Genomic DNA, 17,659 nt, shown 5'->3' on the forward strand with positions numbered 1-17,659 from the left:
GGGATGCCTCACTTGCAGGGATGGAGCGGCGGCTTGCCGTCAAAGATCAGCGCGATGTCGCCGGCGATCATGGTCGCGGCCTTGATCGCGGAATGGCGCGAGGCGCCGGCGATATGCGGCGAAAGCGTGACGTTGGGCAGCTTCAAGAGCGGCCAGTCCGCGGGCGGCGGCTCGGGCTCGAACGTGTCCAGCGCGGCGCCGCGCAACTGCCCCGAGACCAGCGCGTCGTAAAGCGCGCCATAGTCCAGCACCTGCCCGCGCGTGGTGTTCACGATATAGCCGCCGGGCTTCATCATCGCGATCCGCGCGCGCGAGATCATGCCCCTGGTCTCGGGCGTGACGCGGGGGTGCAGCGTCACCACGTCGGCCCGTGCCATCAGGTCGTCCAGCTCGGCCTTTTCGAAACCGGCGGCCTTTTCCTCGGGCGTCAGTTCCTTGAACGGGTCGTAGATCAGGATGCCGCAGCCAAAGGGCTGCAACAGCCGTGCGACCCGCGTGCCGATGTCGCCATAGCCGACGATGCCGACGGTCAGCTCGCACAGTTCGGGGCCGGTGTTGGCGTAGTGATAGAATTCGCGCCCGAACCGCCCGCTGGAGACGGCCATATGGCCCCGGATCAGGTTGCGGGTTTCCGCCAGCAGCGAGCCGACGGTGAACTCCGCCACGGCCGAGGCATTGCGGCCGGGCGTGTTCACCACCGGGATGCCGCGCGCGCGGGCCGCCGCCATCTCGATATTCACCGGCCCGCCGCGCGACACGGCGATGGCCTTGAGCCGGGGGGCATGGTCGAGGCTGTCGGCCGTGATGGGCGCCAGATGGGTGACGAGAATGTCGAGATCGGCGAGGAAGTCGAAATAATCCTCGGGGCGGCCGACGAATTCGCCCACGGGCAGGGTGGGGTCGTATTTGGTGGATTTCAGCCGCAGCGGCCAGTCGACCTCCATGCTGCGGATGGTCAGCGCGCGGCCGGGCAGTTTCTCGCGCAGCGCGGTTTCAAAGAAGCCCGGCTGCATGAAGCCGTCGCCGATGATGCCGATGGTCAGGCGGTCCGTCATGCTTTCCTCGCGGCTTTCTCTTCGGGGTCAAGGCCCGGCAGCACCTCGCGGTAGCTGTCAGGGTCCAGCGCGCGTTCCGCCATGACTTCGCCCGTGTGCTGGGCAAAGCCGGGCGGCGCGCGGCGATAGCTGGCGGGGGTGCGCGACAGCTTGATCGGGCTGCCGGTGCCGCGATAGTCGCCGATGTCCACCACCATCTCGCGGTGGATCGTATGCGGATCGGCGATCACCTGATCGATTGTGCGCACCGCACCGCAGGGCACGCCGGCCTTGATCAGCCGGTCCGACAGGTCCGCGCAGTCAAAGGACGCCAGCGCCGCCTCAAGCTCGGCCTTCAGCGCGTCGCGATGGATGTTGCGCTGGCTGTTCGAGGCAAATCGGGCATCGTCAGGCAGGTCGGGCCGGCCGATCATGGCGCAGAGCGTGGCAAATTGCCGATTGTTGCCGACGGCGAGGAAGATCGGCTCGGACCCGGTGGCGAAGGTGTCATAGGGGCAGATGTTGGGATGCGCATTGCCCGAGGGCCCCGCCACCTTGCCCGAGAGGTAGTAGTTCGGCAAATGCGGATGCAGCAGCGAGACGCCGCAATCGTAAAGGCTGGTCTCGACGAACTGGCCCTTGCCGCTGGTCGCGCGCTCGCTCAGCGCCATCAGGATGCCGATGGTGGCGTTGAGGCCCGTCACCATGTCCACCACCGGCAGGCCCACGCGCAGCGGCTGGCCGCCCGCCTCGCCATTCACGCTCATGATGCCGCAAAGCGCCTGGATCGCGGCGTCGTAGCCGGGCAGCCCGCCCATCGGCCCGTCGGCACCGAAGCCCGAGACGCGGCAATGCACCAGCCGGGGGAAGCGCCGCGCGAGTTCGTCCCGGCCCAGGCCCCAGCGCTCCATCGTGCCGGTCTTGAAATTCTCGATCAGCACGTCGGCGTCTTCCAGCAGCGCCAGCAGCAGCTCGCGCCCCCTCTCTTGCGACAGGTCCACGGCGATGCCGCGCTTGTTGCGGTTCAGGCCCAGGAAATAGCTGGCCGCATCGCCCAGGAAGGGCGGGCCCCAGCCGCGCGTCTCGTCGCCCGCAGGGGGTTCCAGCTTGACGACGTCGGCGCCGTGATCGGCCAGGATCTGGCCGGCATAGGGACCGCCCAGCACGCGGCTGGCGTCGATGACCCGAAGATTGGCGATCGATCCGGGATTGATCATGCGGGGCTTCCTTCGCGGGTCAGGGCCGCCAGGTCGCTGCGCCATTCGGCGGCGAAGGCGGGGTAGGTTTCGGCAAGCTCATCCAGCACCCGGCCGCGCAGCAGCGACAGGGTGGCGGCGTCGGGGGCAGGGGTGGCGGCGGGCGTTTCCGCATGGTCGAAGGCAAAGCCGGTCGCCGCGCGGATCTCGTCCAGGTCATGGCCGGGGTGGACGCTTTCCAGCGTGAAGCCCGGCCGCGCCTTGTCAAAGCGGAACAGCGCCTTGCCGGTCAGCAGCGCGACCGGCCCGCCGGTGCGATAAACGCCGGGGGCGCTGGTGCCGGGGGCGCTGATGAAATCGACCTTGTCCACCAGCACGCGCGGCGAATGCTCTTCGCGGAACAGGATCACGCGCGGGACGGTGAAATACAGATAGGCCGAGCCGAACGAGCCGGGCCAGCGCACCTTGACCCGCGGATAGTCGCCGACGCCGACCAGATTCACGTTGGCCTGGCCGTCGATCTGGCCGCCGCCCAGGAAAAAGGCATCCAGCCGGCCCTGGCCCGCGCTGTCGAACAGTTCTGCCGAGCCGTTGGTGAAGAAATTATGCTCGACCGAGCCGAGGATAGACAGCCGCACCGGACGCTGGCCGCCGTCCAGCGCCCGGCGCAGCATCGCGCCGGCGGCAGGCATGGGAGAGGAGGCGCCGACCGCGACATGGCGCACGCCGTCGAGCAGCCGGGCGATGGTGCAGATCAGGATCTCGCGGGGCAGGGCGGCGCTCATGCCGGCATCTCCTGTCCCATGAAGCCCGCCATGTATTCGGCAAAGCCCGTGGCCGTGCGGGCGGCGGCGGCATAGCGCATCAGCTCATCCGTGTCGGAGGCATATTCGCCCCAGAGGCCATAGGGCCAGGCGCCGCGCGGCGCCTCGGCCACGGCGCCGACGTAAAGCGCGGGCAGGGTGCCGGCCGCGGTCATCTCGTCGGCCAGCAGGCTGCGGTCCACGATGCGTTCCACCGTCACCAGCGTTTCGGTCGCGGCATAGGCCATGGCGGCCAGCTCGCGCCGGCGGCCGATCCAGACATTGCCTTCGCGGTCGGCCATCGGCGCGTGAAAGATTGCCACATCGGGCCTGATCGCCGGGATCAGCGCGATGGGATCGCCCGCGGCGAAGGGGTTGTCGATCACCCGCCAGTCGGGGCGGTTCGCCAGCACGTCCGAGCCGATCAGCCCGCGTATCGGCAGGAAGGGCACGCCCTTCTGCGCCGCCATCAGCCCGGCATGGATCGCGGGGCAGGTGGCGTCGAGGATGCGGATGCCGCCCTGTCGCACGGCATCGTTGAACCGCGGCGCGCCCCCGGCCTCGCCCAGCGACAGGGCGCTGGTCTCGACCGTGGCGACCAGCCCGGCACCGACCAGCATGTCCACCTGCAGGCCGCCGGTCGGCACGCAGACCAGGTGCAACCCGCCCGCCCCATGCTCGATCAGCGGCCGTGTCATCGCCATCGAGACCCCGGCGTAATCCACCGGCAGCGCCAGCGACATGCCCGGCGTGACGCGGCGGGCCATGGCGCGCAGATCCTGTGGCATGATCGTTCCCCTCCTCCCGCGTGTTCCAAAATATGGAACATAGTTCTGAAAATTATGATAGGCAGAGCCAAACCGGCAAGTCAATCCATTCCCATCGCGGCATTTTGCAGAAATTTCGCCCGCCCGTCGGAAATTCTTGACAAGCGGGGCAGAGCGCCGACAATAAAATACAGAATAGCGTTCTATAATATGGAACGAGGGAGGAAATGATGGCGCAGACATTGGCGCGGCGCGAGATGCGCCTTGAAACGTCCGGCACCACGACCACTGCCGCCGTGCGGGCGCAAGAGGCGATCGGCGCCGGCATCTCGATCCGCGAGGTGGTCAAGAGATACGGCGCCTTCGTCGCGGCCGACCGCATCAGCCTGGACATCGAACCGGGCGAGTTCATCACGCTGCTCGGCCCCTCGGGCAGCGGCAAGACCACGCTGCTGAACCTGCTTGCCGGGTTCCAGAGCCTCGACGGCGGCCAGATCCTGGTCGATGGCAAGCCGATCCAGCACGTGCCGGTGCATCGGCGCGGCTTCGGCATGGTCTTCCAGAGCTATGCGCTGTTTCCGAACATGACCGTGGCGCAGAACGTGGGCTTTCCCATGCGCATGGCCAGGATCGACCGCGCGACAACCGACCGCCGCGTGGCCGAGACGCTGGAGATGATGCGGCTGTCCGACCATGCCGGCAAGCTGCCGGCGCAGATGTCGGGGGGCCAGCAGCAGCGCGTGGCCATTGCCCGCGCTATCGTCATGCGCCCGCGCGTGGTGCTGATGGACGAACCGCTGAGCGCGCTGGACCGCCGGTTGCGCGAATCGATCCAGATCGAACTGCGCGAACTGCACCAGGCCATCGGCTCGACCATCCTCTTCGTGACCCATGACCAGTCCGAGGCGCTGACCATGTCCGACCGCATCGCGGTGATGGACGCGGGCCATATCGTGCAGATCGCCCGCCCGGCCGAGATCTATCGCCGCCCGCAAAGCCGATTCGTCGCGGGCTTCGTGGGTGAAAGCAACCTGATCGACGCGCAGGTGCTGGGCCGAAACGGCCGCGTCCTGACGCTGCGCACCCCCGGCGGCCATGTCTTCGAGGCGGAATCGCGCCATGGCGTGTCCGGCGACAGCGCCACCGTGCTGATCCGCCCCGAGCGCATCGCGATCCACGCCGCCCCCGCGCCCGGCACCCTGCCCGCGACCGTGACCTCGGCGCTGTTTCTGGGCGAGGTGCTGCGCATCGAGGTGGTGCTGGACGACGGCCAGCGCCTGCTGATCCGCTGCCCCGACATCGCCGGGCGCGAGCTGCCCGAACTCGGCGCGCAGGTGCATGTCGGCTGGGGCGCCGCCGACAGCTGGGTGCTGTCATGAGCGACGCGACCCTTGCCGCCCCCCGCACCCCCCTGGCGCAGCGGCTGAAAAGCCCGGCGCTGCTGCTGGTGCCGGCGGTGCTGTTCTTGGCGGTGATCTATCTGCTGCCGCTGATCGACCTGTTCCGGGTCAGCATGTCCGGCCCGACCTGGTCCACGCATTTCGAGCGGGTGTTCTCGGTCCCGCTTTACTGGGAATCGCTGGTCCGCACCATGAAGATCGCCTTCACGGTGGCCTGCCTTTGCGTGCTGCTGGGCTATCCCACGGCGCTGCTGATCCATCGCACGCGCGGCATCACCCAGATCCTGATCGCGACGGCGGTGATCCTGCCCTATTTCATCGCCATCCTGATCCGCACCTATGCCTGGATGGTGCTGCTGGGCCGCAATGGCCCGATCAACAAGCTGCTGCAAATGCTGGGGCTGATCGACACGCCGCTGGCGCTGCTGTTCAACCGGGGCTCGGTGCTCTTGGGCATGACGGCGGTGCTGCTGCCGCTGATGGTGCTCAGCATCTATGCCTCGGTGGCGCGGCTGGACAGCAGCCTGACGCGCGCGGCGCTGGCCTCGGGCGCGGGGCCGCTGGCGGTGTTCTGGCGCGTGCTGCTGCCGCTGACGCTGCCGGGAATCGGCGCGGGTTTCCTGCTGGTCTTCGTGGCGGCGCTGGGGTTCTTCATCACGCCCACGCTGCTGGGCGGGCCGGGCGACCAGATGTTCGCCATGCACATCACCCAGCAGGCCGATTCCATCACCGGCGAGGGGTTCCTGCAGGCGCTGGCCGTGGTGCTGCTGGTCATCACCCTGGTCGTGGTCGGCGTCGCCGGCCGGATCATGGGGTTCGAGTTCATCTGGGGCGGCGGCAAGCTGGGCGATGGCAAGCCCAAGCCCGTCGCCACGGCGGCCCGCGTGCAGGCGCCGCGCCGGGGGCTCGGCATGGTGCTGGCCGACCTGCTGGGCTGGCCGCTCTTGCGGCTGATGGGGCGGCTGCCCGCCGGCTGGGGGCGCTGGACGGTGCGGATCATGGGCGGGGCGGTGATCGTCGCGCTGGTCGTGCCGATCATCGTCGTGATGGTGATTTCCTTCAGCAAGGCCAGCTACCTGACCTTTCCGCCGCCCGCCTGGTCGCTGCGCTGGTACGAGAAGTTCTTCAGCGACAGCAACTGGATGAACGCCTTCCGCAACTCGCTGCTGATCGCCCTGCTTTCGGCGACGATCTCGGTCAGCCTGGGCGCCACGGCGGCGATGGGCATCGTGCGCAGCAACATCCGCTACAAATCCGCGCTGATGCTCTTGCTGGTCAGCCCGATGATCGTGCCGCCGGTGGTGCTGGGCCTGTCGCTTTACGCGCTGTTCCTGAAGCTGGGGCTGGTCGGCACCTACCTCGGCCTGGCCGCCGCCCATGCCATCGGCGGCATCCCGATCGTGGTGGTGATCGTCGCGGCATCGCTGCAGGCGGTGGACCAGCGGCTGGAGCAGGGGGCCGCGGTGCATGGCGCCTCGCCGCTGACGGTGTTCCGCACGGTGACGCTGCCCGCCATCGCGCCGGGCCTGGCGGCGGCGGTGTTCTTTGCCTTCCTGCATTCGTTCGACGAGCTGGTGCTGTCGCTGTTCCTGTCCAGCCCGCGGATGAAGACCCTGCCGCTGATGCTGTGGGCGGACATCAACTACCAGCTGAACCCGGTTCTGGCCGTCGTCTCGACGCTGGAGGTGCTGCTGGTCGTGGGCGGGATCATCCTGGCCCGGCCGGTCTTGACGCGCGGCAAGCCCGCGTAACCACAAGAATGTTCCAATGGAGGAGGATGGAATGCTGCGACTGAACAGACTGACCGGCGCGGTCTCGGCGCTGGCCCTGGGCGCGCTGCTGGCCGGCCCCGCGCTTGCCGAGGGCGAGGTGGTGATGCAGGATCCCGGCGGCGCCTATGGCGATGCGCTGCGCGGGGTCATGTATGACCCGTTCGAGAAGGAAACCGGCATCGACGTGGTGACGGTGCAAGAGGCGCGTTCCGGCCCCCGCATCAAGGCGCAGGTCGAGGCGGGCAAGACCGAATGGGACCTGACCTTCATCTTCGACCAGGAAACCCGCCTGCTGGGCGATTGCTGCCTGGCGGACATCGACTATGCCAAGCTGTCGCCCGAGGCGCAGGAGACGCTGGCGACCATGCCCGACAACCTCAAGCGGCCCAAGGGCGTGGCCTTGCAGGTGATCGGCGTCGCCATGGTCTATAACACTGACACCTATGCCGAGGCGCAGCCGGAAAGCTGGGCCGATTTCTGGGATACCGAGAAATTCCCCGGCAAGCGCTGCCTGCCCGCCTGGCCGCGCTTTGTCATGGAGGCCGCGCTGATGGCCGATGGCGTGCCCAAGGACCAGATCTATCCCATCGACATGGACCGCGCGCTGAAGAAGATCGCCGAGATCAAGCCGCATGTCTCGAAATGGTGGACCACCTCGGCCCAGGCGCCGCAGCTGCTGCTGGACGGCGAGGCGGACATGTGCATGGCCTATACCGGTTCGTCCTCGGTCCTGGCGCTGGAAGGCGCGCCGCTGGAAGTCGAATGGAACCAGGGCTTCGTCTATTACGACTTCTTCTCGATCCCCAAGGGCGCGCCGCATTACGACAACGCGCTGAAGCTGCTGTCCTGGCGGCTGGATGCCAAGCGCGCGGCGGAACTGACCTCGGCCTATCCGGTCGCGCTGCCCTCGCCCCTGGTCTATGAGCAGGCCGATCCCGAGATCAGCAAGTATTGGGCCAACAACCCCGAGAACCTGGCCAAGGCCATCGAATGGAGCCCGGATTACTGGGGCGCCGCCTCGGGCCACGGCACCACCACGAACGAGGAATACGGCCAGGAACAGCTGAACGCGCTTCTGGCGCAGTAAGGATGCCTGGGCTGGCCTGTTCGGTGCGGCCTGGGGCATATATGACAAAAGGGCGGGCCGCGCCGGCCCGCGCCAGCAAGGGAAGACCAAGCCGGACATGGACAAGGCATTCATCAAGGGGTTGCGGCTGATCGAGGCGCTTGCGCTCAGCGACCAGCCGCGGGGCGTGACCGACCTGGCCAATGCGCTGGGGCTGACGAAAAGCAATGTCCACCGCCTGCTCGCGACGCTGATCGCGCAGGGCTATGTCCGGCAGGTGCCGCCGCAAAGCCATTACGAGCTGACCACCCGGATCTGGGAACTGGGCAGCCATGTCATCCGCCGCATGGACCTGACCCGGATCGCCCGCCCCGCCATGGCCCGGCTGGCCGAGCAGACCGGCGAGACGGTGCATCTGTCGGTGCTGGATGGCAGCGAGGTGGTCTATCTCGACAAGATCGAAAGCGCCCATCACATCCGCGCCCATACCAGCGTCGGCGCCCGCGCCCCCGCCTATACCGTCGCCACCGGCAAGGCGATGCTGGCGCAGATGCCCGACAGCTATCTCGACCGCTTCGAGGGCCGGATGCAGCGCTATACCGACACCACCCGCACCACGCTTGCCGAACTGCGCGAGGATATCCGCATCGCACGCGAGCAGGGTCACGCCCTTGTCCCCGAGGGCGAATGGCGCGAGGGCATCGCCGCCTGCGCCTGCGCGATCCTGAACCGCTCGGGCGAGCTTGCCGGCGCCATCGGCATGTCCGGCCCCGATTCCCGCATCAAGCGCAAGCAGCTGCGCGAGATCGCGCCGCTTGTGATGGAGGCCGCCCGCGCCATTTCCCTGGCCCTGGGCTATGCCCCGCGCGACTGAAACAGCAAAAGGTAAAGACATGACCGCCGCCTATCCCGACACGCTTCTGTTCATCGACGGCCAATGGCGGCCGGGTGCCGGGGGCCGCAGCATCGCGATAACCGATCCCGCCAGCGGCGCGGTGATCGGCCAGCTGGCCCAGGCCGAGCGCGCCGATCTGGATGCGGCGCTGGCCGCCGCCGCGCGCGGCTTCCGGGTCTGGAGCGCGACCGGCGCCTTCGACCGCTATCGCATCATGCGCCGCGCCGCCGAACTGCTGCGCGAGCGCGCCGATGCCATCGCCGCCATCATGACCCGCGAACAGGGCAAGCCGCTGGCCGAGGCCAGGGGCGAGACCATGGCCGCCGCCGATGTCATCGACTGGTTCGCCGAAGAGGGCCGCCGCGCCTATGGCCAGATCATCCCCGCGCGCATGCCGGGCGTCACGCAGATGGCGATCAAGCTGCCGGTCGGGCCGGTCGCGGCCTTCACGCCCTGGAACTTTCCGATCAACCAGGTCGTGCGCAAGCTGTCGGGTGCGCTGGCCGCCGGCTGCTCGATCATCGTCAAGGCGCCCGAGGAAACCCCGGCCTCGCCCGCCGAACTGATCCGCGCCTTCGCCGATGCCGGGGTGCCGGCGGGGGTGGTGAACCTGGTCTATGGCGTGCCGGCCGAGATCTCGGAATACCTGATCGCGCATCCGGTGATCCGCAAGATCAGCTTCACCGGCTCGACCTCGGTCGGAAAGCATCTGGCGGCCCTGGCCGGCCAGCACATGAAGCGCGCCACGATGGAGCTGGGCGGTCACGCCCCGGTCATCATCTGCGAGGATGCGGATATCGCCCGCGCGGTGCAGACCATGGCGGGCAGCAAGCTGCGCAACGCCGGGCAGGTCTGCGTTTCGCCCACGCGCTTTCTGGTGCAGGGCGCGGCCTTCGAGCCCTTCCTGGGGGATTTCAGCACCGCGCTGTCCCGCGCCCGCGTCGGCAACGGTTTCGACGAGGGCGTGCAGATGGGACCGCTGGCGAATGACCGCCGTGTCGCCGCCCTGCAGGGGCTAGTCGCCGATGCGGTCGAACAGGGCGCGCGGCTGGTCATCGGCGGCGAGCGCATCGGCAACAGCGGTAATTTCTTCGCGCCGACGGTGCTGGCCGATGTGCCTCTGGCAGCGCGGATCATGCATGAGGAGCCCTTTGGCCCCATCGCCGTGGTCAATCGCTTCGACACATTGGACGAGGCGATCACCGAGGCGAACCGGCTGCCCTTTGGCCTTGCATCCTATGCCTTCACCCGCTCGGCTGAAACGATGCAGCGGCTGGGACTGGAAATCGACGCGGGCATGACGACGATCAACCATCTGGGGCTGGCGCTGCCTGAGGTGCCCTTTGGCGGTGTGCGCGAATCCGGCTATGGCACCGAGGGGGGCTCGGAGGCGATCGAGGCCTATCTGGTGACAAAATTCATCACCCAGCTTCCGGGTTAAAGCGGCGACGAAGACCTCTCGATGGTGAGATGAGCGTCAGCCTGCATGCGCAAGGCCGCATCCGAATGCCGTTCGCTGGGCCGGCTTCGGCCCGTTCTTGACAATGGCTTGCCGCCCGCGCTCGGACGGGATTTGCGATCATCCCCTGCGGTCGATGGGACCGTGGCAGGCGACTTGCAGAGCGGGGGCGCTGATGCTGCGCGACCCGCGCCAGGCGCAGCGGATGCAGCCTTTTCGATCGAAATTCGGGGCCACTCGGCTGGGGCTGATCCCGGCGACGGCTCTGCCCTGTGCTGCATCTCCCCTCGCCAGGGGAGGGGAAGTTCCGCATCGTCCATCGTCCTGCGAGGCCAACATCCGCCGGGATTGCCGGATACCGAATTTTGGAAGCGGCGACCGAATGCAGCAGTCGGAACGGGATACTGAACGCCTCTCGGCTGACCAGCACCACCTCGCCCGCGCCGGCGCCAGCCGCGATCTGCAGCGCCGCCCATTCCTTGGCCGCCTGGTTGCGGGCCGAGGCGGCCGAGAGCCGGGCGCTGGCCGTCGGGCGGTCGGAATCCAGCAGGTCCAGCAGCGCCAGCGCGGCCAGGTCGTATTCGGCCGAGCGCAGATCGGGCCGGTTGCGCAGCAGGTCGGCCGGCAGGCCGGCGCGGCTGCTGCCGGGACTGCGCGGCGGGCGAGAGCCGCGCCGCATCTGCGCCTGCACCCAAGAGGCGGGCTGGTTGAGCAGGGTCGCGATGGCGAACACCTGCGCGTCGAACTGTGCCTCGTAGCCCGGCAATTCGGCCCGCGCAGCAGCAAGAAGCGCCTCGGCCTGAGCCATGTCGAATTCGCTGACCACGCCGAATTCGCGCTGCTCGCGGATGATGCGGACGGTTTCCTCGCGGCTGCAAACCATCTGCCGCGTCAGCGCCTGCGGGTCATAGCGCGCGTCGCTATAGGCGCCGATCAGCTCGGCGATCCAGGCCAGCCGCGCCGTGCCCAGATCCGCCTTGGCGGATTCCAGGCTGGCCCTTGCGCCTTGCCGCTCGCGCCGCGCGCCGCCGAACAGGTCAAAGACGAAACCGGCGCCGAGGCTGGAGGCGTTGACGTTCTGCACCGCTGCGCCCGCAGTCGAGCCCCGTTTGCGCGACGCATCGGCCGAGCCGGATGCCTGGGCCGCCAGAACCCCGGTGCCGCGCAGATCGGCGGCGGCGGCGCGGATGCGCTCGCGCGCGGCGGCCTCGTCCAGGTTCTGCTTCAGCCCGCGCGCGATCAACTCGTTCAGCACCGGATCGCGATATGCGGCCCAGAAGGCCCGGCTGGCCAGCGTGTCGGCCGATGCGGCCTCGCCTTCGGCGAAGGTAGCGGGCAGGGGGATCGCGGGGCGGTCGTCGGGATCGGGTCCGACGGCCGCGCAGCCCGCCGCCAGAAGCAGCAGCGCCGGGCCCGGAAGCGGGAGGGGGAAATCACGTCTTGGCTCTCTTTCCGGTGAAATGCTGCACGGTCCTCAGGACCGCGACGTAGAAGATCCGGCCTGCCCTTCATGAGGCGCGGCGGACGGCTCCGGGCGCTCGGCAAGGCATTCGTGCAAGGCAATGCAATCGCGAAGGGCGCCGGCGACGACCGGATTCAGCATCAGGTCCAGCAGGTCGCCCCGCGCATCGACCAGCCGAAAGACCAGCCTTTCGCCGCCGAACTCGATCAGGCTGAACGAGACCGGCTCCATTCGCCGGGCGCCGGCATCGGCCGCTATGCCGCGCGGCACGCAAAGCGTCATGCGCCGTCGGGCTTCGGCCAGGGTCTGGCTGGTCATGGTCGCGTCCTGTCGCCTGTCCTTGGGCCGCGTCTTGCCGTGACCCGAAACCATGATGCCCGACAATCGTCCCGGCGCACGCAGAGATTTGTAAGGAAGTGTTTCCGAGAGTGCGGGGGAAACCTTTCGTTACAAATTCGGCTTTCGCGGAAACCTCCCGACACGGACAAGACCAACGATGGAAACGGCCCGCCGCTATCTCGGGGCGCAAGCGGGCGAACCGGCGCCGTTCCCATGCCGGATCGATTCGCTTGGAGCAAGGAAAGAGATCCGATGCGCCAGCCCTTAGCCCTTGCCCTGACCGCCGTGGCGCTGGTCGCCGTTCTGGCCGGCGTGGCCGGGCTTACCGAGGGCAAGTCCGCGACCCCCGGCTACATGAGCGCGCCGGTCGCGCGCGGCGACATCGAGATGGCGGTTCTGGCGGAGGGGCGGCTGAAGCCCTCGCGCCTGGTGGCGGTGGGGGCGCAGGTCTCGGGGCGGATCACCGAACTGGCGGTCCGGCTGGGCCAGCGGGTGGAACAGGGCGACCTGATCGCCCGGATCGACTCGGTCCAGCAGGCGAACGAATTGCGCACCGCCCAGGCGGCGCTGGCCAATCTCAGCGCGCAGATGGCCGAGCGGCAGGCGGTGCTGGCGCTGGCGGAAAAGACGCTGGAGCGGTCGGAAAACCTGATCCGCTCGGCCGCGGCCGCGCGCAGCACCATCGACAGCGCCCAGCAGGACGTCGCGGTGGCCCGCGCCCAGATCACCGCGCTCCAGGCGCAGATCGCCCAGGCCGAGGTCGCGATCGAGATCGCCCGGACCGACCTTGACTATACCCGCATTACCGCGCCCACTGCCGGCACGGTGCTGGCCATCGTCAGCCAGGCCGGGCAGACGGTGAACGCGGTGCAGTCCTCGCCCACCATCGTCGTGCTGGGGCAGCTGGACCGCATGGAGGTGCATGCCGAGATCTCGGAAGCCGACATCGGCAAGGTCCGGCCCGGCCAGCAGGTGCGCTTCACCCTGCTCGACGACAGCGGCCGCAGCTATCGCGGCGTGCTGGCCTCCATCGCCCCGGCGCCGCAAAGCATCGTCAACGACAGCGCCATCCAGGGCGGCGCCAGCACCGACAGCAGCAGCGGCGCCATCTATTACACCGGCATCGTCCCGGTCGAAAACCCCGACGGGCACCTGCGCAGCTACATGACGGCGCAGGTCAGCATCGTCCTGGGCGCGGCGCAGGACGTGCTGACCATCCCGTCGAGCGCGCTTGGCCGGCGCAACCCCGACGGCAGCCACCAGGTCCGGGTGCTGGCCGCGGGCGGCGGCATCCAGACCCGCGACGTGGTGATCGGGCTCAACGACAAGGTGGTGGCCGAGGTGGTCTCGGGCCTCGACGAGGGCGAGCAGGTGGTGACCGGCGAACAGGGCGGCGCCCCGGCGGCGGGCGCGGCCCCCCGCAGCAGCCGGCGCATGATGGGCCCGCTGGGTGGCTGAGATGGGATCCCCGCTGATCCGGCTGCGCGGCATCACGCGCGAATACCCCTCGGGCGAGGGGGTGCTGCGCGTGCTCAAGGACATCGACCTCGACATCGCCCAGGGCGAATTCGTCGCCGTCATGGGCGCCTCGGGCTCGGGCAAGTCGACGCTGATGAACATCCTGGGCTGCCTCGACCGGCCCAGCTCGGGCAGCTACCTCCTGGACGGGCGCGAGGTGGCGCAGCGCGATCCGGGCGAGCTGGCGGCGCTGCGCCGCGAAACCTTCGGCTTCATCTTCCAGCGCTACCACCTGCTTTCCGAGATGACGGCGCTGGGGAATGTCGAGGTGCCGGCGATCTATCGCGGCCTGCCGCGCGAGGCGCGCCGCGCCCGCGCCCGCGACCTGCTGGACCGGCTGGGCCTGGGCGACCGGCTGGGCCACCGGCCGGGCCAGCTTTCGGGCGGCCAGCAGCAGCGGGTCTCGATCGCCCGCGCGCTGGTCAACGACGCCCGCGTGATCCTGGCCGACGAGCCGACGGGCGCGCTCGACAGCCGCAGCGGCGACGAGGTGCTGGGCATCCTGGAACGGCTGAACGCCGAGGGCCGCACCGTCATCATCGTCACCCACGACCCCAAGGTCGCCGCCCGCGCCCGCCGCGTGGTCGAGATCGCCGACGGCCGCATCATCGCCGACCGCCGCAGCGATGCGCCCGCCGAGCCCGCGCGGCTGGCCGCCTTGCCGCCCGCCCGCGCCGCCGCCCCGGTGCTGGGCCGGCTGGCCGAGGCGCTGCGCATGGCGGTGCTGGCCATGCGCGCCCACAAGCTGCGCAGCTTCCTGACCATGCTGGGCATCATCATCGGCATCGCCTCGGTCGTGTCGGTGGTGGCGCTTGGCGAGGGCTCGCGCCAGCGCGTGCTGCAGAATATCGCCGGGCTGGGCACGAACACGCTGCAGATCTATCCCGGCCGGGATTTCGGCGACATGCGCTCGGGGCGGGTGACGACGCTGGTCACGGCCGACGGCGCGGCGCTGGCGCGCCAGCCCCATGTCGCCTCGGTCAGCCCGACGGTCAGCAGCGCGCAGACCCTGCGCCACGGCGCGACCGAGGCCAGCGCCCAGATCAGCGGCGTGGGCGAGCAGTATTTCGACGTGGCCGGCGTCGCGCTGACCCAGGGCCGCGGCTTCGACGCAAGCGACGTGGCGGAGATGGGCCAGAACGTCGTCATCGACGAGAGCACCCGCCAGAGCCTGTTCGGCGAGGGCGCGGCGCTGGGGCAGGTCTTCATGGCCGGCAAGGTGCCCTTGCGGGTGATCGGCGTGGCCGAGGCGCAGAACCGCGGCCCCGGCGGCTCCACCAGCCTGACGGTCTATGCGCCCTATACCACGGTGCAGGCGCGCTACCTGGGCTCGACCAGCGTCAGCGGGCTGACGCTGCGCGTCGCCGACGAGGTGGACATGGCCCTGGCCGAGCAGATGGTCTCGGACCTGCTGGTCCGGCGCCATGGCAGCAAGGATTTCTTCATCGTCAACAACGACCAGATCCGCCAGACCATCACCTCGACCACGCAGACGCTGACGCTGCTGGTCGCGGCCATCGCGGTGATCTCGCTGCTGGTGGGGGGCATCGGGGTGATGAACATCATGCTGGTTTCCGTGACCGAGCGCATCGGCGAGATCGGGCTGCGCATGGCGGTGGGCGCGCGGCGCGGCGACATCCGCGCGCAATTCCTGATCGAGGCGGTTCTGGTCTGCGTCATCGGCGGCGCGGCGGGCATCCTGGCGGCGCTTGGCTTCGGCCTGGCCTTCGAGCGGCTGAGCAGCAATTTCACCCTGGTCTATTCGCCCCTCTCCATGCTCGCCGCCCTGGCCAGCGCCTGCGGCATCGGCCTGATCTTCGGCTACCTCCCAGCCGTCAACGCCGCAAAGCTCGAACCCGTAACAGCACTCGAAAAAGGGTGAGGGGACGGGGAGCAGCTTCCCAGGAAAAGCAATCCCGAAAGGAAATCATCGTGAAAACCATTCCTCTGCTCGCCCTGGTGATCGCCCTGGCCGCCTGCTCGGAAAAGGACGAGCCGACGGGGCGTATCTACCGCTATCCTGTGGGCACGGAAGCCCAGGGCCTCGAGCCGATGGTGCGCAGCGGCCGGGGCGTCAGGGTCGATTACCACAATCACGCATTGCCAAGACCCGACGACGGCCAGCATTGGGAGTTGCAACCCGGCGTCTTCCTGCGGGTGGATGCATCGGGGCGTGTGATTTCGACCGTCCCGGCGCGCTACGCCGGGCAGTAAAAGAAGAGGCGGCGGCCGGGTGTGTCCGGTCGCCGCCTCTGGTGCGTCACCTGGAAGCGGTCAGCGCAGGATGTCCGAGGCCAAGCCCAGAACCTGCAGCACCTTCATGGTTCCGGCATCGACCAGAACCACGCGCTCCTCCACCACGCGATAGGCACGGCCGGTCGCGGGCCTGGCCAGTTTCCGCGCTTCGGCGGTCCTGAGCGACCGGCCGCCATGGGTGACTTCGCCGACTTTCGGTCCTTTGTGGGGCTGCTCGCCGGTGTCGGATACGGCGGGTCTTTTCGCCGCCTCGGCCTTGAGCGCACAGCGCTGCGCGGCCTGCTCGCAACGCGCGGCAGGCTCGGCCAGGCCAGGTGTCGTGGCCAGGTTCAGCAGGGTCAAGGCCACCAGAATCATCGCCTTTTTCATGGGATTTCCTTCAGCGTTGCGCCTGGATCGGGCCAAGGATCGACACGATGCGCTTGGTCTTCTGGTCCACCAGCACAAGCTGGTCGCGGACCACGCGATATTCCTGGCCGCGCGGTGCCGGGGCGTATCGGCTGTTGCCGGCGCGCTGGAAGGCGCGGCCGTCGCGGCCGCTGTCGCCCACGCGCAAGGCATTGCGGCTATCCACCGGCGGCTTGCCTTTCGCGTCCCGCGCCTTGCCCGGACGGTGATCCGGCGCTTGGGGCGGCTTGTGCCCGTCGCGCCGGGCTTCCTGCGGCGGCGGTTCGCGGCGTTCACCCCTGGGCCCTTCGCCCTTTTTGCGGGCATCCTTTGCCGGGGGCGCCGGGCATTTGCGATCGTCCTGCCGGCATTCCGGCGGCGGGCCATCCGGCCGGGTCTCGGCCATGGCCATCTGGCTGCTGCCGATTGCCGTCACCGCTATCGCGGTCATCATGAGAAAGCGACGCATTGCATCAGTCCTTGCTGTTCTGCGGTCTGGAAGGGAGGTGCGTCTTTGCCCGACGCAGGATGGCTCAGCGCGCTGGTGCGGGCTGCTGGCCCGGCCGGGGCTGGTGCAGACCCGACCGTTCCGGGCTCTCATGCCGCGGGCTGCGCGACCCCGGACCAAAGCCCGGATCGACCTGCTGCAGCCTCTCCAGCTGGGTCGGCTCCAGCGTTCCGCGCAGGGCGGTCGCGGCATCCAGCAGGGCGCGGGCCTTGCCGGCGCGGGCAAGGGCCTGCGCTGCCATGCGCTCGGCGGCCAGGGGGCGGGCCTGACCAGCCGGGGGCCTGTCGCCCTGGGCCCCGGCTTCAGGTGCCGGCGGGGCAGCCGGCTCGAGGAAGGAGATCAGCGCCTGGCAATAGTCGCGCCAGGCATCCTGCTGCTCTGCGGTGATGCCCAGGAAGGTCTCGGCGGCGGCAAGATGGCCGGCAAGGCCGAGGGCCGGGGACAGGCCTGCGGGGCCGGGCTGGTCGATAGCGGGACGGAAGGCATCGGGACGGAAGGCATCGGGACGGCCGTGGCCGTGCCCTGCAAGGTCGGGCATGGGATGGGCAGGTTCCTCTGCCGCGGCGGGCGGCGCCTCGCCGGCACTCTGCGCCAGCGCGGCCAGGGGGGTGCCGGAGGCGCATAGCAGGGCGGCCACCGCCAGGGTCTTCGACAGGGCGTTCTTCATCGGACGGGCCTTTCATCGGTTGCGATGCCGATGACGCTACGCCCCTCCCTTGTCCGGCTTAGGTCTTGTCGGTGACGAATTCTTTCCGGGCGACCGAGTTTTGCAAACGAAGGTTTCCGAGGGTCGTTTC

Annotated in this window: 17 protein-coding genes; 8 read left to right on the forward strand and 9 right to left on the reverse strand. The window is 69.0% G+C overall.

Annotation, left to right across the window (positions count from 1 at the left end; translation table 11 throughout):
• Nucleotides 1-8: 8 nt before the first annotated feature.
• The 4 genes from E3U26_RS14250 to E3U26_RS14265 are packed head-to-tail and all read right to left on the reverse strand — an operon-like array spanning nucleotide 9 to nucleotide 3,821.
• Nucleotides 9-1,055: a 2-hydroxyacid dehydrogenase gene (locus E3U26_RS14250; RefSeq protein ID WP_499106258.1), complete on the reverse strand. Its 1,047-nt coding sequence runs from the start codon at nucleotides 1,053-1,055 to the stop codon at nucleotides 9-11.
• Entirely contained in the window at nucleotides 1,052-2,251 is a 1,200-nt protein-coding gene (locus E3U26_RS14255) for a CaiB/BaiF CoA transferase family protein (protein ID WP_499106259.1), read from the reverse strand. The genes E3U26_RS14250 and E3U26_RS14255 overlap by 4 nt, the downstream gene beginning before the upstream one ends.
• Nucleotides 2,248-3,015, reverse strand: coding sequence for a CoA transferase (locus tag E3U26_RS14260; protein ID WP_499106260.1), 768 nt, complete (start codon nucleotides 3,013-3,015; stop codon nucleotides 2,248-2,250). The genes E3U26_RS14255 and E3U26_RS14260 overlap by 4 nt, the downstream gene beginning before the upstream one ends.
• Nucleotides 3,012-3,821 carry a CoA transferase subunit A gene (locus E3U26_RS14265; RefSeq protein WP_499106261.1) on the reverse strand — a complete coding sequence of 270 codons (810 nt, stop codon included), beginning with the start codon at nucleotides 3,819-3,821 and terminating at the stop codon, nucleotides 3,012-3,014. Before E3U26_RS14265 ends, E3U26_RS14260 begins: the two co-directional genes overlap by 4 nt.
• A 209-nt stretch (nucleotides 3,822-4,030) precedes the next feature.
• On the opposite strand from E3U26_RS14265, the gene E3U26_RS14270 reads away from it, so the two are divergent.
• From E3U26_RS14270 to E3U26_RS14290, 5 genes are all read left to right on the forward strand, one after another.
• Nucleotides 4,031-5,179 carry an ABC transporter ATP-binding protein gene (locus E3U26_RS14270; protein WP_140848195.1) on the forward strand — a complete coding sequence of 383 codons (1,149 nt, stop codon included), beginning with the start codon at nucleotides 4,031-4,033 and terminating at the stop codon, nucleotides 5,177-5,179.
• Nucleotides 5,176-6,951 (forward strand): ABC transporter permease subunit, encoded by a 1,776-nt coding sequence (locus E3U26_RS14275; RefSeq protein ID WP_140848193.1) that lies wholly within the window; start codon nucleotides 5,176-5,178, stop codon nucleotides 6,949-6,951. The genes E3U26_RS14270 and E3U26_RS14275 overlap by 4 nt, the downstream gene beginning before the upstream one ends.
• A 31-nt stretch (nucleotides 6,952-6,982) precedes the next feature.
• A complete protein-coding gene (locus E3U26_RS14280) occupies nucleotides 6,983-8,059 on the forward strand; it encodes a type 2 periplasmic-binding domain-containing protein (RefSeq protein ID WP_499106262.1) in 1,077 nt (358 codons plus the stop codon).
• A 97-nt stretch (nucleotides 8,060-8,156) separates the two neighbouring features.
• Nucleotides 8,157-8,912 carry an IclR family transcriptional regulator gene (locus tag E3U26_RS14285; RefSeq protein ID WP_036760543.1) on the forward strand — a complete coding sequence of 252 codons (756 nt, stop codon included), beginning with the start codon at nucleotides 8,157-8,159 and terminating at the stop codon, nucleotides 8,910-8,912.
• 19 nt (nucleotides 8,913-8,931) lie between these two features.
• Nucleotides 8,932-10,374 (forward strand): NAD-dependent succinate-semialdehyde dehydrogenase, encoded by a 1,443-nt coding sequence (locus tag E3U26_RS14290; RefSeq protein ID WP_499106263.1) that lies wholly within the window; start codon nucleotides 8,932-8,934, stop codon nucleotides 10,372-10,374.
• Here the strand turns inward: E3U26_RS14290 and E3U26_RS14295 are convergent.
• Nucleotides 10,355-11,647 (reverse strand): TolC family protein, encoded by a 1,293-nt coding sequence (locus E3U26_RS14295; RefSeq protein ID WP_499106264.1) that lies wholly within the window; start codon nucleotides 11,645-11,647, stop codon nucleotides 10,355-10,357. The two genes, E3U26_RS14290 and E3U26_RS14295, sit on opposite strands and share 20 nt — an antisense overlap.
• Nucleotides 11,648-11,866: 219 nt before the next feature.
• Nucleotides 11,867-12,172 carry a hypothetical protein gene (locus tag E3U26_RS14300; RefSeq protein WP_214274996.1) on the reverse strand — a complete coding sequence of 102 codons (306 nt, stop codon included), beginning with the start codon at nucleotides 12,170-12,172 and terminating at the stop codon, nucleotides 11,867-11,869.
• Nucleotides 12,173-12,445: 273 nt separating this feature from the next.
• On the opposite strand from E3U26_RS14300, the gene E3U26_RS14305 reads away from it, so the two are divergent.
• The 3 genes from E3U26_RS14305 to E3U26_RS14315 are packed head-to-tail and all read left to right on the forward strand — an operon-like array spanning nucleotide 12,446 to nucleotide 15,925.
• The gene (locus tag E3U26_RS14305) at nucleotides 12,446-13,651 is read left to right on the forward strand and encodes an efflux RND transporter periplasmic adaptor subunit (protein ID WP_499106265.1); all 1,206 of its coding nucleotides are present in this window, start codon (nucleotides 12,446-12,448) and stop codon (nucleotides 13,649-13,651) included.
• Between the two features lies 1 nt (nucleotide 13,652).
• Complete coding sequence (locus E3U26_RS14310; protein ID WP_499106266.1) at nucleotides 13,653-15,593, forward strand: ABC transporter permease; 1,941 nt, start codon at nucleotides 13,653-13,655, stop codon at nucleotides 15,591-15,593.
• Between the two features lie 50 nt (nucleotides 15,594-15,643).
• The gene (locus E3U26_RS14315) at nucleotides 15,644-15,925 is read left to right on the forward strand and encodes an RcnB family protein (protein WP_499106268.1); all 282 of its coding nucleotides are present in this window, start codon (nucleotides 15,644-15,646) and stop codon (nucleotides 15,923-15,925) included.
• A 60-nt stretch (nucleotides 15,926-15,985) separates the two neighbouring features.
• On the opposite strand, the gene E3U26_RS14320 is transcribed toward E3U26_RS14315, so the two are convergent.
• The 3 genes from E3U26_RS14320 to E3U26_RS14330 form a co-directional block, all read right to left on the reverse strand.
• Nucleotides 15,986-16,336 carry a hypothetical protein gene (locus tag E3U26_RS14320; RefSeq protein WP_499106269.1) on the reverse strand — a complete coding sequence of 117 codons (351 nt, stop codon included), beginning with the start codon at nucleotides 16,334-16,336 and terminating at the stop codon, nucleotides 15,986-15,988.
• Between the two features lie 10 nt (nucleotides 16,337-16,346).
• Entirely contained in the window at nucleotides 16,347-16,823 is a 477-nt protein-coding gene (locus E3U26_RS14325; protein ID WP_499106270.1) for a hypothetical protein, read from the reverse strand.
• Between the two features lie 64 nt (nucleotides 16,824-16,887).
• Complete coding sequence (locus E3U26_RS14330) at nucleotides 16,888-17,529, reverse strand: hypothetical protein (protein WP_499106271.1); 642 nt, start codon at nucleotides 17,527-17,529, stop codon at nucleotides 16,888-16,890.
• Nucleotides 17,530-17,659: the final 130 nt, after the last annotated feature.

The organism is Paracoccus ferrooxidans (genome assembly GCF_029909815.1).
GTDB classification, from domain to species: domain Bacteria; phylum Pseudomonadota; class Alphaproteobacteria; order Rhodobacterales; family Rhodobacteraceae; genus Paracoccus; species Paracoccus versutus.